The following is a 15,007-nucleotide window of genomic DNA, read 5'->3' on the forward strand; positions in this document are numbered from 1 at the left end:
GAGCCCGCCGTCTGCCGAAATCGACTGCCCAGTCACACGGCTGGATGCCGAACTGCATAGCCGCGGTCCGAAGTTGTCGGTCGAGCGGTGCAGGGCGGTGGGGCGGGGTGACCGGCCAAGAACGGCCGTTCATGCAAGCCGTTGCCCGGACATTTGAATGTCGCCTTCGCCCAGACAACGGGCCTTCATGTGCGAATGATGTTAGTCGGGTCGGCCGATGTCTGTGCGCTGTTCGCTACAGCAATAGCTCAACCCGTTCTTGAATAAAGTGAGCGATTTCCTGCGGACCGAACCTTTGGCTATCTACGTATCCGTCTGTTTTGAAGACACCGTCGACTGAGCCATCGTCCATCTTTACGAACATGATCTTCTTGTGGTCGCGTTCCATGATGATTTCTTTGATCGCTCGAAACTCTATGCCACACCAATCTTTCAACTGATAGTCACCGCCGATGAAAACCACGATCAGTTTAGAGCGGTTTCTGTAAATGTCCTGAAGCAGGGTATCAAGCGACGGCCGTGCAAGCTGGGACACATAGTTGTTATCGTAGAAGTATGAATTCGGGCCAATCAGCCGCTCCAACTCTTGGGCGATCTGTTCAACCACGGGCCGGGCTTCGCCAGGGAACGATAGCGCCACATCGAACGCGTGAGTTGAAATATCCACGGCCTTGGTAACATCACGAGCCCACGCAGGCAGGTTGATTCTGCGGCTCCTAAGCTCCTTAGCCAGATTGACGTTCTTTACCGCCCAATGGGACCTGTTCAACTCCCACTTGGAAATGTCCAAGTCGAAGGCCAGCGACTGTAGGTCATCCGCTGACAGGAATGGGTTGACGTCCCTTATTTCGTACTCGATGCGTACTTGGTCTTGGCGCCGCGTGATGTTGCGAATAACCCCAAACTTTGGGGCCTGTTTCCAAGACGCCTCGTAAGCGAAAATACACGGCAAGCGTTGAAGCTCGTTGACCGCAGTAGCATCAAGCTCACCGAATCGCTTCGTGATTTCGGTGTCGGTGTATTCCCTGACGCATCTGCTGGTTTCAATGAGCCAAGGCTCGCCGCTCCAACCTTCGTTGTTCCCTGTTACGAGCAAGTTATACATGCGTGCGTCCGATCCGATAGGGTTACGCTAACCGTTGTTATAGAGATGCTATGTGCCGTGGGATCTGTGTGCGACTACGTCACACAGCGGAAACAAGGCGGCACTAACGAACTGCGGCAGGCAAAATCAGCGGTTCTGCGACATGCGGCAGATGCTTAACGACAGAACCCCACGTTAGTATTCTAATATGGTTGAGTTCGAGTGCGCTCCTAGTCGGCCAGGAACGGACGCCCGCATGCATCGTAGGTCGGTCAGTGGACGGCTCGCCATTTGACCGGCCAATCGATTTTGGCTCCCTCAAAAGTTGAGACTGCGGCTAGCCGTTGCACTTCAAGTTTTGCGCGGCGATGTCGTAAACAAGTGATTCGCCGCAGGTTCACAGCGTATCGACGCAACGACGTCATCTGATCGGTCGAGCACGCTCCCCGGCTCGGATGATTGCGGATCAGAAAAACTCAAGCAACACAAGGACAATGGAAAAGCCCATCTCGCTGGAACGCCTGTTCACTCAGAAAATATTCCGCATCCCCGATTTTCAACGAGGCTATGCGTGGCGGCACGAGCAGTTGAGAGCATTCTGGGAAGATCTGGTCAACCTCAACGCGAGCCGGTCCCACTACACGGGTGTTGTGACGCTGACGGAGGTCCCTGGCTCTTTGATCCGTGAGGATTCGAAAGAGCACTGGCTCGTTGATGACCATTCCTATTGCCTATATCACGTCGTTGACGGTCAGCAGCGCTTAACGACCTTCGTGATCTTTATTCAAGCCTTCGTGAATTTTTTCCGCACGCTTTCCCAACATCAGGGAATGCCGGTGAAGGAAATCTACGTCACCGATAGCATGACGCTTGCAGACGTCGAGGAACGCTACCTTTTTAGAATGAACCCGAAAGGTGGATTCCGGACGTACCTTTTCGGTTACACCGAGGACAATCCGAGTGAGGAATTCCTTCGCTTTCGCATCTTGGGCGAACCTGACGGGAAGCAAGTGCAGGAAACGTTCTATACGTTGAATCTCGATAACGCGAGCAAATACTTTTCCGCGCAGATTGCCGAATTCCATCGAATCAATGGCCACCAGGGTTTGGCCGATCTGTTCAAGAGGCTCACCAAGCGCCTCCTCGTCAATGAGTATGCTATCGACGACGAGTTCGACGTATTCGTGGCTTTCGAGACGATGAACAATCGTGGAAAAAAGCTTTCCGACCTCGAACTGCTGAAGAATCGGCTCATTTATCTCACGACTTTGTACGGGGACGAGCAGGTTGATGCGGCAGGAAAAAAGGCGCTTCGCGACGACATCAACGACGCGTGGAAAGAGGTGTATTACCAGCTCGGCCGCAACAAGACCCGTCCGCTGAACGACGACGACTTCCTTCGCGCCCACTGGATCAGCTACTTCAAGTATTCACGCGATACTGGCCGCGACTACGCTCACTTCCTGCTAGACGAATATTTCACGTCCCAGAACGTGCACGACTTGGTCGAGAGAACCGTGACACTCGAAACTGTCGAGGAACAGCGACCAGAAACTGACGTGGACGACCTGGATGAAGCGATGACCGAAGCTGCGGAGAAGCCAGCTACATCGCACGGAAGCAAGCTTGCGCCCAAACACATCAGGGACTTCGTCGGTAGCCTACGCCAGTCCGCTCAACATTGGTTTAACTCGTTCTATCCGCATCTCGCGGTCGGCATGTCGAATGCCGAGCGGACTGCAGTGGACCGACTGAATCGAATCGGAATGGGGTATTTCCGCCCGCTAGTCATGGTGGTGTTAAAGTCTGTGGAAGAGGAGGCGCACAGACTCTGGATCTTCGGGAGGATCGAACGTTTCATCTTCATCGCGTTCCGAATCGGCACTGCGCGCTCGAACTACAGGAGCAGTGTGTTCTATAAACTTGCGCGCGACCTGAATCGGCGCGAGACTACGCTCTCCGAAATCTCGCAACACCTGGATAACTCGCTGAAGTACGCCTTCGATCAGGATGGCAAGCTCCGCATTGATGAGTTTCACAGCATCCTCTTCAAGAAGTTCGAGGAGGGTACAGGCTATTATGGCTGGTCGGGTTTGCGGTACTTCCTTTACGAATACGAGCAGCACCTCCGCTCCAACAGCCGACAACAGAAGGTGGACTGGGAGGACTTGCTGAAGTCAGGAAGCGACCGTATCTCGATCGAGCATATATATCCACAGACGCCAGGGCCGGACTGGGAAGCTGCGTTCGTGGACCTTTCCCAAAAGGAAAAGACGCGCTATGCCGGATCGCTCGGCAATCTGCTCTTGCTTTCCATGTCGATTAACGCTTCCCTTCAGAACGATACGTTCCACGACAAGAAGCAGCCTAGGTACGACGCGTCGGGCGGCAAGATCCGCAACGGTTATTCCGATGGTTCACATTCGGAAATCAAGGTGGCGGAAAACGATGATTGGGGACCGGAGCAGATCCGCGAGCGCGGTCAATGTCTTCTGATGTTCATGGAGAAAAGATGGGGATTTTCCCTTAGGGATGACGATCGCGAAAATCTGCTGTTCCTCACCGCCGAAAAACAGGAAGAGACGGCCTCTGCATAGCTTGTTGACGACATCGAAGTCCCTGAGGCTCGAGTCGATGAGCGGCCGTTATCGAATGCCGACATAGATGTCGCGCCAGGCTAACGGACCGCTCAAGGTCGGCTACAGCCGCCCTCCTTGGGCGACATCCGGCCATATCCAGTCTTTGGTTCCCAATTGTGGGTGGACGATCGAAGGTCGACTCCGTAACCGAGAGCGGACACAAGCACAAAGACAGTCTGATCCACGTACAAGAATGGCCCAGCAAGCACGCCGCGTCGATTTGATACCAAGGATCCTGAATTCAGGTGGACCCAATACCGTCTCCTCGCCGATTTGCGCTTGTACGTTGCTCTATCCGCGAGCGTACGTTGCCGCTTGCCCCGACGACGACGGCAGCAGCTATTTCGACAGCCTGCTAGTCAGCCGTCTGCTCATCCCTAAAACGCCTTACGACTTCCTCCTGTTCCCGAACCGGGCCTTCATAGCAGGCTGCGGATTCACCTTTCACAAATTCCAGCCCCTTGTAGAGAACCCCGGCCTGCACGTCATCGTGCTCGTAAGTTGGGATCATCAACGGGTCCCGCTCGGATTCCTGAAATGAAATGTAGCCTCCGACAGCTCTGGGGCCGGCAGATATGCGGTTTCCTATATCAATAATGTGATTGGCGGATTTTATAAGATTAAAAAACAAGCGTTTCAAAACATCTTTTTTGTACTCTACATAGTCACGCTGCTCATGATAGTTCAGCGGACCAACATCCACCCAATGCGTGTAATAGTCGCCAAGAGGATTATACCGCCGTGCATCAAGGGTCGCGCAATCTACAATATCACGAGAAACCGCATTGAAGTTATCAAGGGCAGATATCAATCTTTCATCAATGTCAGGAAAGCGATTTCGATCGAAGAGCGTCTTGGACTGACAAATAAAAGAAAGCAATTGCAGGATGAATTGCTCCCTATATTTGACTTGATGCCCGGAAAACGGGAAATAACATGCGTCTTTAAAAAACAAGTCTCTTCCGAAAAATTCCTTCCAGTAATTATAGGCATATTCGTTTGGGCTATTTGAATTAATTATCGATGAATAGTACCTGGCAAGTATATCGCGATGATTGTGAATTTTATCTTGAATTTCTCCCCAACCAAAAAAATGAACGGAAAATAGTCCCGTCTCCCTATGCTCTTCCGTTATCTTTCTCGCCACCTCTTCCAAGCCCGGATCATTGGGTGTTGTGGTCGCAAAAATGAAGGAGGCTAGCTTCGGATTAAACTTCAATGCTTTCGCGACTTCATCTCTGACCTCTTGCGCCGAGACTTGCGGTTGGGAATGGATGTCTTTCTTCTTGCATTGTATGCCACACCATCTTTCGTCTTGTGTGCGGCCATATACATCGACCCCATGCTGAGGAAAACCTGTCCTCCCATGCTTCTGTGTTGTCGGGTCGCCCCACTCGGCAGAAAACACATCCCTACAAAGAGATTCAAACACTTCCCAATTAGCAGGAGGAGGCAATTGATAGATCGCGTAGCCCATGATTTTGCCTATATTTTATGAGACTCTACTATCCAGCGGGTGGCGCCCGCAGTGTGTTGACAAATGGCTTGGCATAGATGGAAGCAAAGCTGCAATCAATCGTCGCCGAAGTATTTGCCATCGCAGTGTTCACACCCTGACGCGTAGCTATGGTCTCGCTCTTGAGTCATTGGATCATTGCAATATCCACATCTGTATAAACGATCGAATATGTTGAAGCAATTCGTGCAAAGGTACTTGCCGTTATAGCTGCAAACTGTGTGATAACCTTGACATTCGTCACAGTTCGCTGGGGTGTTGGCATCCATGTAATCGTCTGGTCCGTAAATAGCCTGTTCAAGCAGGTCGAATATATTGTCCTCGTCAACTCTGTGACCGCATTTAGTGCATGTAAAATCCGAAGCCTGCTCGAGGATTTGATCTGGCTCTTGGCAGTTTGGGCATTTTATTGCCATCACGGTTTCTTGACGAAGGCATACATGACAGTAATTCCTTCGCACCTCAGGTATCGCGCCATCGATAACTTGCCGCTCAGACGATGGCTGCTTGCAGCGAATACATACAGAGAATACAGCTCCGCCTCGCGCCTTACCGTCGATCTTCTGCCTGAGACTGGTGAATTTCACACTGGCATAGTGTTTCGTTAATGACAGCCGTCGTTCCATACGGCTGAACTCCTGAGCGAACGGAGCGAACTCATCTCGGAACAAGTCGGTTACAAACCGATGCAGTTCGAACCATGCCTCCGCCTGCTCAAGTCGAATAGCTTCCTTTTCTTTGGGGCTGCTCGCATTGTGGTAGAAGTGGACCATACGGTTTCGATGCTTCCGAACCTTATCGAAAGCATCTCTTGTGCTTTGACGCAACCCCTTGCCCAAAGCGCTACCAAGTCTCTTGCAGGCGTCGTCGAAGCCCACAGACACGAAATCACCGGACAGATACTTCTGCCGGTCCGGGTCTTGGTTCGCGATTACCAACGACCAATGATCGACTACGAGCGGAGCTTTCAGAAATATTTCAACGGCGGTGTAAAAGTTGATGACTGAATGCTTCGCGTCGGTGTCGATTTGCGAGATAGCTTTCTCAAGAAATTCGAGACCGTTTTTGACTAGGTTCTCGAAGTCGGTGTTCTTGTCGGCTTGGTTTTTTTGGGTGGCCATGTTGCACGAATCGGGCGATTCAGCGTGAGGTGGAGTAGGTTAGTTTAGCCCAAACCCACGGGTTACCGGACCTAACAGTGGTTTATATACGGAACCGACATCGATAATGCGCAGCGGGGTATTAATGGCGGCTTTGGAGTCAGAAGCTGCCGCAGTGGTCGCGCGAAGTCGAACGACGGAAACGGGTCGACAGCTGACGATCGGAAAGGCCGCGAGCATAGGAGTGCGTAGGTTTGCGTACTACACCTGTCGGATAGAGAGCAGGTGCTGCTGCATCGCCGCGTGGGCCCGCCGCACCTCACCGCCCATCCACCGCCCGCGCCGGAACCGCTGCCACCCCCAAATTCGCGTCACCAATTCTCGGCAACCACACAAACGCAATCGTAACCAGCGTGACGCCGACGCCAAGCATCGGCACCACCATCGGCCATGCGCCCGACAGATAGCGCGGATCGGTGAAAACCGCTGCCGTCTGTCCCACGCTGAAAGCGAAGAACATCATGATGAAGCCGGACCACGATACCGCGCGGCCGGCAAGATGAGGCAAGCCGCTGACCGCTCCAGCCTGCCCGCACGGCTGATGAATCCCGTGGCCGAGGCAATACACGCCATGCCCGACAAGTAGCGGCCAGATGCTGCCGGGAAGCAGCGCACACCCCAAAGCCTGGATCACCGCACCGGAGAGGCTCAACGTCGCCCCCTGGCGCACCGTTCGCAGCATGCTTTGACGTCGCAGCAACTGCCGGCAGCCAAAGGTACTCAGCACATAGACGAGCGTCCCGCTCGCCGGAATCCAGCCGTATCGCTGCGGCGAGATGCCGAACTGCCGGATGTAAATCGTTGGAGAAAGCAGAAGAAAACAGAACATGCCGGTGTACGTCGACGCGGCCAGCAGCGTCCATACCCTGAACGGGGCATTGCCGAATATCTCGCGCACGTCCCCGGTCGAATTCCGGCGCGGCGCGATTCTAGCGGCGCTTTCCTCGAAGCCGTACCAGCACATGGCGAGCAAGCCGAACGCGTAGAGGCTCATCCCCGCGAGTACCCATCGCCAGCCGGCATGCTGCGTGACATACGCACCGACGATCGGGGCGAGGAACGCCATCATCCCCATTCCCATGAAACCGCGCGCCATCACGTACGGGCCGTCGCCTGCCGAATACCGGTCGCGCACGGTCGCACGGGCGCATACCAGTATCGCGGCCATGGCAAAGCCCTGCATCGCCCGCGCGGCCACCAGCATCGCGGCGGTCGACGCGAGCGCCGCCGCCAATGCGGTCAGCGCATAGAGCGCCAGCCCGGTCAGCAAGACGGGACGACGGCCGAACCGGTCGGACAGACTGCCCATCGGCAACTGTCCGACACCGAATATCAATGCGAAAACGGTGAGGCTGACGCTGGCGGAGCCCAGCGTTGCGGCGATTTCAGGCAGTGCCGGCAGGTAACTGTCGGTCGCCACCGGCTGGGCCGCCAGCAGCAGCGGCAACATGAGCGCGAAGTTCAGGCGAGCGGGGCGCGTGGTGTCCGGCATGACGGTGTTCGGCACGGTCTCGGGCGTGGGAAGAGGGCGGCGGCAAGGCAAGGTTGCTCGGCGCAGCTCGTTCGTATGGACGCGCCGAGTCTACCCGATCGCGCCTGCCGCCTCTGTCGCGATCGATGGCATCGCGCATCGGGATCGTCTGCATGCCGATCCCCATCGCGCGTTCAGTCAAACGGCACGGCCAGCCGGTCGATCACCGAACTGGTCGCGGGGCGCACGCCGCGCCACCATGCGAACGCCTCGGCCGCCTGCTCGACCAGCATGCCGACGCCGTCGGCGATCCCGTGCACGCCGGCGTTTTTCGCGAGCCGGAGAAACGGCGTGAGCCGCTTGCCGTAGGCGAGTTCGTAAGCGGTTCCCGTCGGGCTGAACACGCTCGGCGGGACCGGCGGCAGGTCGCCGGTCAAACTGGCCGACGTCGCATTGACGACCAGGTCGAAACGTCCCATTCGCGCGAGGTCCGCGTAGCTGCCGGCCACGAGCGGGCCGCGCCCGGCGACCTGCGCGGCCAGTGCGCGCGCCTTGTCGACGTCGCGATTCGCGATCACGAGTTCCGCCGGGCCGGCTTCGAGGAACGGCAACAGCGCGCCGCGCGCCGCGCCGCCCGCACCGAGCACCAGCACGCGCTTGCCGGCCATCGGCAGATGGAGGTTCGCTTCGATATCGCGAACCAGTCCGATGCCGTCGAAGTTGTCCGCCAGGATGCGACCGCCGTCGAACTTGAGCGCGTTGGCCGCGCCCGCGAGTTGTGCACGCTCGCTGCGTTCATCCGACATCGCAAACGCGTCGAGCTTGAACGGCGCGGTGACGTTGATGCCCTTGCCGCCGCCGTCGAAAAACGCACGCACCGCGGCAGCAAAAGCGCCTGCCGGCTCGAGCGGGCCCTCGATCGCCGTATAGCGGAGGTCCTGCTTCGTCTCTTGCGCGAAGAGGCCGTGAATCAGCGGGGATTTCGTATGCCCGATCGGATTGCCGATCACCGCGTATTGATCAGTCATCATTGGCTCGCTTTCGAATAGAGGACGCCGTCGGCCTGCATCGCATCGATTTCGGCCGCATCGAACCCGAGAGAACGTGCGACTTCCGCGTTGTGCTGCCCGAGATCGGGCGCGACGTCGCGAATCGTCGTATCGCAATCGGAAAACCGGAACGGCAGGTTGGGCAGGCGCAGCGTCCCGTAGCGCGGATGCTGTTGCTCGACGACCATGCCTCGGGCCTGGATCTGCGGATCGTTCAACACCTCGTCGATGCGCTGCACTTTCGCGCAGGGCACGTCGATGCCGTCCAGCAGGTCGAGTACCGACGCGACGGAACGCGCGGCCACCCACGGCTCGACCACCGACAGGATCTCCGCGCGGTGCGCGTTGCGTCCGGTGCTGTCGTGAAACCGCGTGTCGGCGCCGAAACCCGCCGGGCCGCCGTGCGCCGCGATCAGCGCGGCGAAGCGCTTCCACGCGTCGTCCACCTGCGCGGCGATCACGAGATCGCCGTCCGCGGCGCGGAACACGCCATAGAGTGTCGACGTCGGCATGTCGTGCCCGGTCTGCTCGGGCAGCACGCCCTTCAGCGTGTAGCACTGCACCGCGTATTCGTGCATCGACACCAGCGTGTCGTACAGCGCCATGTCGACGTGCTGCCCGCGACCGCTCTTCACGCGCCCGAGCAGTGCGGCGTTGATCGCCGCGACCGCATGAATGCCGGTGTACATGTCGCCGAGCGAAATACGCAGCAGCGGCGGGCGCTCGCCCGGCGTACCGACCATCTGCATGATCCCGCTCTTGGCTTCGGCGATCAGCCCGAAGCCTGCGCGATGCGCATCGGGACCGGTATGGCCGTACGCCGAAATCGAGCAGTAGACGAGGCCCGGATTGCGCGCCGACAGTTCTTCATAGCCAAGCCCGAGCTTGTCCAGCGCGCCCGGCCGATAGTTCTCGATGAAGACGTCGGCGGAGTCGCACAGCCGCTGCATGAACGCCTTGCCGCGCGGGTCCTTCATGTTGACGCTCACGCCGCGCTTGCCCATGTTGAGCTGCAGGAAGTAGCCGCTTTGCTGGTCGTCGAGCACGGTCGCGTGCTGGCGTCCGGCATCGCCGGCGCCGGGACGCTCGACCTTGATCACTTCGGCGCCGAGCGCCGCGAGACAGCGCCCGACATACGGGCCGGCGAGGAAATGGCTGTAGTCGACGACGCGAATGCCTTCGAGGGGACGAGCCTGCATCACGGTGCCTCCGGACGGCGCGGCACCATCAGCCGATGTTCGCCGCGTTGAACGACCTGCCCGTCCTGATTGATCAGTTCCGACGGCAGCACGACGATGCCCCAGTCCGGGCGGCTCTTGCTGGCCCGCATCGACCCGACGTGGAACGTCACGTGCAGCACGTCGCCGACCTTGATCGGCAGCAGGAAATCCCAGGTCCAGCCGAGCGACATGCCCGGCAGGAAGCGGTAGTCGCTCTGGGTCTTCAGGCCGTCGGCCACGGACAGGCCGAACAGCCCGTGCGCGACAAGGCAGCCGAAATGGCTCGCGTTCGCGTATGCCTCGTCCACGTGAACGGGCGTATGGTCGCCGGTGAGGTCGGCGTACGCGAGAATGCGCTCCTTGGTCACGACGTAGGTCGGGCTCGTGCACGTGTCGCCTTCGCGGGCATCGTCCCAGTATTTCTCGACGATCGTCATGGTCATGCCTCCGCGCGCGGGTTGATCGCCAGCGCCTGCGCGACGCAGGAAGCCGGCCGGGCCTGAATCAGTTCGACGGCGAGCCCGTCGGGCAGGCGAATCCAGTTGCGCCCTTGCGGCATCTCGGTCACGTCGAATCGCTGCGCGGCGGCCAGCGCGGCCTCCAGGTCTTCGCACATCACGCCGAGATGGGCGAGCCGGCCTTCCGGGCCGTCATGTTCCGGCGCGTGGATGAACTGCAGGCCGCCGAGCGTCCAGTACTGTCGCGGCGCGTCGAGCGTGCCGTCCACTTCGCGCAGCGTCATGCCGAGCACGTCCTCGAAGAAACGGATGTGCCAGTGGATGTCCTTCACCCAGATCGCAACGTGTTCGAGATAGGCTTTCGTGGCGCTCATGCGGCTGCCTCCTCGCGTTGGCGATCGGCCATCGCGCGCTCCAGCCCCTTGATGCAGGCGACGAGCGTGGCGTTGACGGGGGTCGGCACGCCGTAGCGCTGCCCGCAGCGCACGACCGAACCGTTGATGAAGTCGATCTCGGTGATCGAGCCTTTCTCCAGGCTTTGCAGCATCGAGGTCTTGAACGCGGCCGGCAGCCCCTCGGCGGCGAGCGTCCACGCCTGTTCGGGATCGGTCATCGACAGTTTCACGCCCGCCGCCTGCGCCGCCGCGATCGCCTCGGCGACCGCCGCGAGCGACGTCGCCTTCAACAGCGGCTCGTCGTAGAGCTGCCCGTAGGTGAGGCCGGTGAGGCCCGTCAGCGCGCCCGTCGCGACATTCACCAGCAGCTTGTCCCACATCGTGCCGACGATGTTGTCGCTGATCGTCGTCGCGAGGCCGGCCGCATCGAACGCGGCGGCGATCGCCTGCACGCGCGGCGTGATGCGGCCGTCGAGTTCGCCTATGTAGGTGTATTTGCCGATCACGCCGGATTCGATATGACCCGGCCCGCGCAGCACGCCGCCGACGTAGGTCTTGCCCGCGAGTACGCGCTCGCGGCCGACGGCGTCGCTCAGGATGTCCTCGTGGCCGAGGCCGTTCTGCAGCGACAGCACGACGGTATCGGGCCCGACCAGCGACAGGGCGCCGCGGATGGCCGCGTCGGTGTGGAACGACTTGACCAGCACCACCACCAGGTCGGCCGCGCCGACTTCGGCAGCCTGCGTCGTCGCGTGCACGCGTACCTGCCGCGTGCCGCGCGCGTCGTCGACCCGCAGGCCGTCACGGCGCATCGCATCGACGTGCGCGGGCGAGCGGTCGATCAGCCAGGTCTCGTGACCGCCTTCGGTGAGGGTGGCGCCGATCGCACAGCCCAGTGCGCCAGCTCCCAGAATCGCGATTTTCAATGGTGTCTCCTTGACGTATGGCCTCACGATAGGAGCCGTCGCTCATGCCGACAATGCAATGGATACAATGACGTCATTGCCATGGACAATAATGCGACGATGCCCGCCGATCTGCCGGACCTGAAGCTGCTTCAGTTATTCGATCTCCTGTACGACGTGCGCAGCGTCACGCGCGTCGCCGAGCAACTCGGCCAGAGCCAGCCGACGGTCAGCATCTGGCTCGGCCACTTGCGGGAACACCTGCACGATCCGCTCTTCATCCGCACGCCGGGCGGCATGGCGCCGACGCCGCAAGCCGACGCGCTGATCGGGCCATGCCGGGAAATCCTCGAATCGCTGCGGCGCTTCACTGCATGGGAGATCGCGTTCGATCCCGCGACCGCTCAGCGACGCTTTCGCATCTGCATGACCGATGCGAGCCACGTCACGCTGTTGCCGCGGCTACTGGCCCATGTCCGGGCGCAGGCGCCGGGCGTCCGGCTGGAAGCTGCACGGATCGACGGCAATACGGAGCGGGCGCTCGAATCCGGCGAAGCCGATCTCGCGATCGGCTATGTGCCGTGGCTGGGCGGTGGCATTTACCAGCAGAAGCTGTATGACCAGGACTGGATTTGTCTGGTGAATCGGCACCACCCGCGGATTCGCGGCCGGCTCGGGGTCAAGCAATATCGGGCGGAAGGGCATGTCGCGATTACGGCGGGAACCGGGGCGCAACTGCTCGAACAGGCGTTGCGGCAGGCGCGCATCGAGCGAGACGTGGTGCTGGAATTGCCGGGGTTTCTCGGGTTGGGGGCGATCGTTCAGACGACCGACCTGATCACGACGCTACCTCGTCATATCGGCGAGACGCTGGCCCAGGCCAGCGATCTGGCGGTTCATGCATGCCCGATCCCGGTCGACGGCTTCGCGGTGCGGCAGCATTGGCACGCGCGCTACCACCACGAGGCCGGCAACCGGTGGCTGCGCGGCGTCGTGACTCGACTATTCGGTCATTCGCATTGATCTGTGGCTTCGGCGTTCGCGAGGGAGGCTGGAAGTCTCGTAGCTTTCGGGCGGTGCGGCATCACGACAACGGGCAATGTCCCCGGGATGGGCGGAAGGCGCGGCTCGTCACGACAACATCGGGGCGGATCACCCTTCGGAAGCCCCCCACCTTTGGCTGCTGACGTCTGCCAGCGCGTCGAATACAGCCGGCGAGCGTTCCAGGCGCGCGATCGTGCGTGCACCCTCGAGCGCGGCGACCAACGCTGCCGCGGCCGACGATGCGCGCGCGGAAGCAAAACCGCATCCCCTGAAATGCGCCGCAATCACCTCGGTTGAATCGGCAAACCCCCGCGCGACCCGCTCGGTCAGCTCGGCGTCGAGCGCGGGCAGTTCGTTGGCCAGGTTTTGCATGAGGCACCCGTACTGGAAATCGGCAGCGACCATTTCGGCCGCAAACGTGCTGAAGAGCCGACGCACGAAATCCAGCGCATGACCGGTCGTTTCGGCCGAGATGTTCTGCAAGACGGCAATTCGATTCGTGACGTACTGATCGATTGCTTCTTCCGCGAGTTGTGCCTTGCCGCGTGGAAAGTGGAAGTAGAACGATCCCTTGGGCGCACCGCTTTCTTCGAGGATCTGGGTCAGTCCGGTCGCGGTGTAGCCCTGGATGCGAAACAGCCGTTCGGCCGTGGCAATCGCGCGAGCGCGAGCGTCAGTCTTGCGTGTCATGCCGGAAAAGTATCACGTTTGCCTTGACCCGGCTATGGCGATCGCCATACTATGGTGATCACCATATTCCGGAGTGCCGCGATGCCCGTCGACAAGAGCAAGCCATCGGCGCCGAGACGAACCGTTCTGGCGATGGGCGCGGCCGGACTGATTGCGGCTTTGTTTCGACCTGCCCGCGCAAACCCGACAGGAGAAGGGGATCTGGCCATGCCAACCTACGCCGCAGGAACGCTTCCCAAAGGGGTGCGTTCGCGCATGATCCCCGGGGTGAACGGCCTCGATGTCCATATTCTCGAGGCCGGTCATGAAAGCGCCGGCCGGCCGCTCGCGTTGCTTTTGCACGGCTTTCCGGATTTGGCCTACGGCTGGCGGCATCTCATTCCCATCCTGGCCGACGCGGGATACCACGTCGTGGCGCCCGACCAGCGGGGGTTTGGCCGCACCACCGGCTGGGTGAACGACTATGACGCCCCGCGCGCGCCGTTCAGCCTGTTGAATATGACGCGCGACGCGCTCGGATTGGTTTCGGCATTGGGGTATCGGCAGACGTCGATGCTGGTAGGACACGACCTCGGCTCGCCCGTGGCGGCGTATTGTGCGCTCGCGCGACCCGACGTCTTTCCGTCGGTGGTGTTGATGAGCGCACCGTTCCCTGGCCCGCCTGCGCTTCCGTTCGACACGGCGCGAAGCGAGGCATCGTCGGCTCGACCGAACGATGACGCTCGGAAACTGGCGGCGGCGCTTGCGGCGCTCGATCCGCCGAGGGCGTATTACCAGCAATACCTCAGTACACGGAACGCCAACCGGGACATGTGGCACCCACCGCAAGGTTTATCCGCGTTTCTTCGCGCATTTTTCCATGTCAAGAGCGCCGACTGGCCGGGCAACAAGCCGCATCCGCTCAAGGCGCTCACGGCCGCGGAGCTGGCGCAAATGCCCACGTACTACGTGATGGATCTCGGCAAGACGATGCCCGAAACCGTCGCGCCATTCCAACCGTCCGCCAGCGAAACCCTTGGCTGTACATGGCTGACCGACGCGGAACTTGGCGTGTACACGGCGGAGTACGGCCGCACCGGGTTCCAAGGCGCGCTTCAGGCTTATCGTGTGTTGTCCGATCCTGACCTGAACGCCGAGTTGCGCCTGTTTTCGGGCAAGACGATCGACGTCCCCTCGCTCTTCATTGGCGGCACGAGCGATTGGGGCGCTTATGCCGCGCCGGGCGCGCTCGATCTGATGAGAACGAAGGCGACGACGAGAATGCGTGGCATCGAGCTGATCGACGGCGCAGGCCACTGGATCCAGCAGGAGCAACCGGCCAGACTTGGCGAACGCTTGCTCGCTTTCGCGAAGGCGTGAAGCGGGGCGCGGTGGAG

The 15,007-nt window shown here is 59.9% G+C and carries 13 protein-coding genes; 3 read left to right on the forward strand and 10 right to left on the reverse strand.

Annotated elements, in window-relative coordinates:
* Positions 1-235 precede the first annotated feature (235 nt).
* The gene (locus A9Z05_RS21980) at positions 236-1,105 is read right to left on the reverse strand and encodes a TIR domain-containing protein (RefSeq protein WP_069619920.1); all 870 of its coding nucleotides are present in this window, start codon (positions 1,103-1,105) and stop codon (positions 236-238) included.
* Between the two features lie 473 nt (positions 1,106-1,578).
* On the opposite strand from A9Z05_RS21980, the gene A9Z05_RS21985 reads away from it, so the two are divergent.
* Positions 1,579-3,681, forward strand: a complete 2,103-nt coding sequence (locus A9Z05_RS21985) for a DUF262 domain-containing protein (RefSeq protein WP_069619921.1) — start codon at positions 1,579-1,581, stop codon at positions 3,679-3,681.
* Between the two features lie 397 nt (positions 3,682-4,078).
* Here the strand turns inward: A9Z05_RS21985 and A9Z05_RS36370 are convergent, their stop codons facing one another.
* The 8 genes from A9Z05_RS36370 to A9Z05_RS22020 form a co-directional block, all read right to left on the reverse strand.
* Positions 4,079-5,200, reverse strand: a complete 1,122-nt coding sequence (locus tag A9Z05_RS36370; protein WP_141723460.1) for a hypothetical protein — start codon at positions 5,198-5,200, stop codon at positions 4,079-4,081.
* Positions 5,201-5,295: 95 nt separating this feature from the next.
* Entirely contained in the window at positions 5,296-6,360 is a 1,065-nt protein-coding gene (locus A9Z05_RS36375; RefSeq protein WP_141723461.1) for a TFIIB-type zinc ribbon-containing protein, read from the reverse strand.
* Between the two features lie 298 nt (positions 6,361-6,658).
* Positions 6,659-7,891 carry an MFS transporter gene (locus A9Z05_RS21995; RefSeq protein ID WP_069619923.1) on the reverse strand — a complete coding sequence of 411 codons (1,233 nt, stop codon included), beginning with the start codon at positions 7,889-7,891 and terminating at the stop codon, positions 6,659-6,661.
* A 173-nt stretch (positions 7,892-8,064) separates the two neighbouring features.
* Positions 8,065-8,898, reverse strand: a complete 834-nt coding sequence (gene aroE, locus A9Z05_RS22000; protein ID WP_069620114.1) for a shikimate dehydrogenase — start codon at positions 8,896-8,898, stop codon at positions 8,065-8,067.
* On the reverse strand, positions 8,898-10,118 hold the full coding sequence (locus A9Z05_RS22005) for a CaiB/BaiF CoA-transferase family protein (RefSeq protein ID WP_069619924.1): 1,221 nt from the start codon (positions 10,116-10,118) through the stop codon (positions 8,898-8,900). Before A9Z05_RS22005 ends, aroE begins: the two co-directional genes overlap by 1 nt.
* Positions 10,118-10,576 carry a MaoC family dehydratase gene (locus A9Z05_RS22010; RefSeq protein ID WP_069619925.1) on the reverse strand — a complete coding sequence of 153 codons (459 nt, stop codon included), beginning with the start codon at positions 10,574-10,576 and terminating at the stop codon, positions 10,118-10,120. The genes A9Z05_RS22005 and A9Z05_RS22010 overlap by 1 nt, the downstream gene beginning before the upstream one ends.
* Before the next feature lie 2 nt (positions 10,577-10,578).
* Positions 10,579-10,971 carry a VOC family protein gene (locus A9Z05_RS22015; protein ID WP_050015379.1) on the reverse strand — a complete coding sequence of 131 codons (393 nt, stop codon included), beginning with the start codon at positions 10,969-10,971 and terminating at the stop codon, positions 10,579-10,581.
* Positions 10,968-11,918, reverse strand: a complete 951-nt coding sequence (locus tag A9Z05_RS22020) for a ketopantoate reductase family protein (protein ID WP_069619926.1) — start codon at positions 11,916-11,918, stop codon at positions 10,968-10,970. Before A9Z05_RS22020 ends, A9Z05_RS22015 begins: the two co-directional genes overlap by 4 nt.
* Positions 11,919-11,999: 81 nt before the next feature.
* Here A9Z05_RS22020 and A9Z05_RS22025 point away from each other — a divergent pair, with 81 nt between their 5' ends.
* On the forward strand, positions 12,000-12,920 hold the full coding sequence (locus A9Z05_RS22025) for a LysR family transcriptional regulator (RefSeq protein WP_069619927.1): 921 nt from the start codon (positions 12,000-12,002) through the stop codon (positions 12,918-12,920).
* Positions 12,921-13,049: 129 nt separating this feature from the next.
* Here A9Z05_RS22025 and A9Z05_RS22030 read toward each other — a convergent pair whose 3' ends face one another.
* Positions 13,050-13,631: a TetR/AcrR family transcriptional regulator gene (locus tag A9Z05_RS22030; protein ID WP_069619928.1), complete on the reverse strand. Its 582-nt coding sequence runs from the start codon at positions 13,629-13,631 to the stop codon at positions 13,050-13,052.
* A gap of 255 nt (positions 13,632-13,886) precedes the next feature.
* Between A9Z05_RS22030 and A9Z05_RS22035 the strand changes: the two genes are divergently transcribed.
* A complete protein-coding gene (locus A9Z05_RS22035) occupies positions 13,887-14,990 on the forward strand; it encodes an alpha/beta fold hydrolase (RefSeq protein ID WP_069619929.1) in 1,104 nt (367 codons plus the stop codon).
* Positions 14,991-15,007 lie beyond the last annotated feature (17 nt).

The organism is Burkholderia sp. A2, assembly GCF_001729305.1.
GTDB lineage: Bacteria > Pseudomonadota > Gammaproteobacteria > Burkholderiales > Burkholderiaceae > Burkholderia > Burkholderia sola.

What these genes read in the sequence shown, in the direction of transcription:
- A9Z05_RS22015 (WP_050015379.1), bottom strand. Translation starts at nt 10,971, where the DNA reads ATGAGCGCCACGAAAGCCTATCTCGAACACGTTGCGATCTGGGTGAAG.
- A9Z05_RS36375 (WP_141723461.1), bottom strand. Translation starts at nt 6,360, where the DNA reads ATGGCCACCCAAAAAAACCAAGCCGACAAGAACACCGACTTCGAGAAC.
- A9Z05_RS22010 (WP_069619925.1), bottom strand. Translation starts at nt 10,576, where the DNA reads ATGACGATCGTCGAGAAATACTGGGACGATGCCCGCGAAGGCGACACG.
- A9Z05_RS22025 (WP_069619927.1), top strand. Translation starts at nt 12,000, where the DNA reads ATGGACAATAATGCGACGATGCCCGCCGATCTGCCGGACCTGAAGCTG.
- A9Z05_RS22030 (WP_069619928.1), bottom strand. Translation starts at nt 13,631, where the DNA reads ATGACACGCAAGACTGACGCTCGCGCTCGCGCGATTGCCACGGCCGAA.
- A9Z05_RS21985 (WP_069619921.1), top strand. Translation starts at nt 1,579, where the DNA reads ATGGAAAAGCCCATCTCGCTGGAACGCCTGTTCACTCAGAAAATATTC.
- A9Z05_RS22005 (WP_069619924.1), bottom strand. Translation starts at nt 10,118, where the DNA reads ATGCAGGCTCGTCCCCTCGAAGGCATTCGCGTCGTCGACTACAGCCAT.
- A9Z05_RS21980 (WP_069619920.1), bottom strand. Translation starts at nt 1,105, where the DNA reads ATGTATAACTTGCTCGTAACAGGGAACAACGAAGGTTGGAGCGGCGAG.
- aroE (WP_069620114.1), bottom strand. Translation starts at nt 8,898, where the DNA reads ATGACTGATCAATACGCGGTGATCGGCAATCCGATCGGGCATACGAAA.
- A9Z05_RS36370 (WP_141723460.1), bottom strand. Translation starts at nt 5,200, where the DNA reads ATGGGCTACGCGATCTATCAATTGCCTCCTCCTGCTAATTGGGAAGTG.
- A9Z05_RS22035 (WP_069619929.1), top strand. Translation starts at nt 13,887, where the DNA reads ATGATCCCCGGGGTGAACGGCCTCGATGTCCATATTCTCGAGGCCGGT.
- A9Z05_RS21995 (WP_069619923.1), bottom strand. Translation starts at nt 7,891, where the DNA reads ATGCCGGACACCACGCGCCCCGCTCGCCTGAACTTCGCGCTCATGTTG.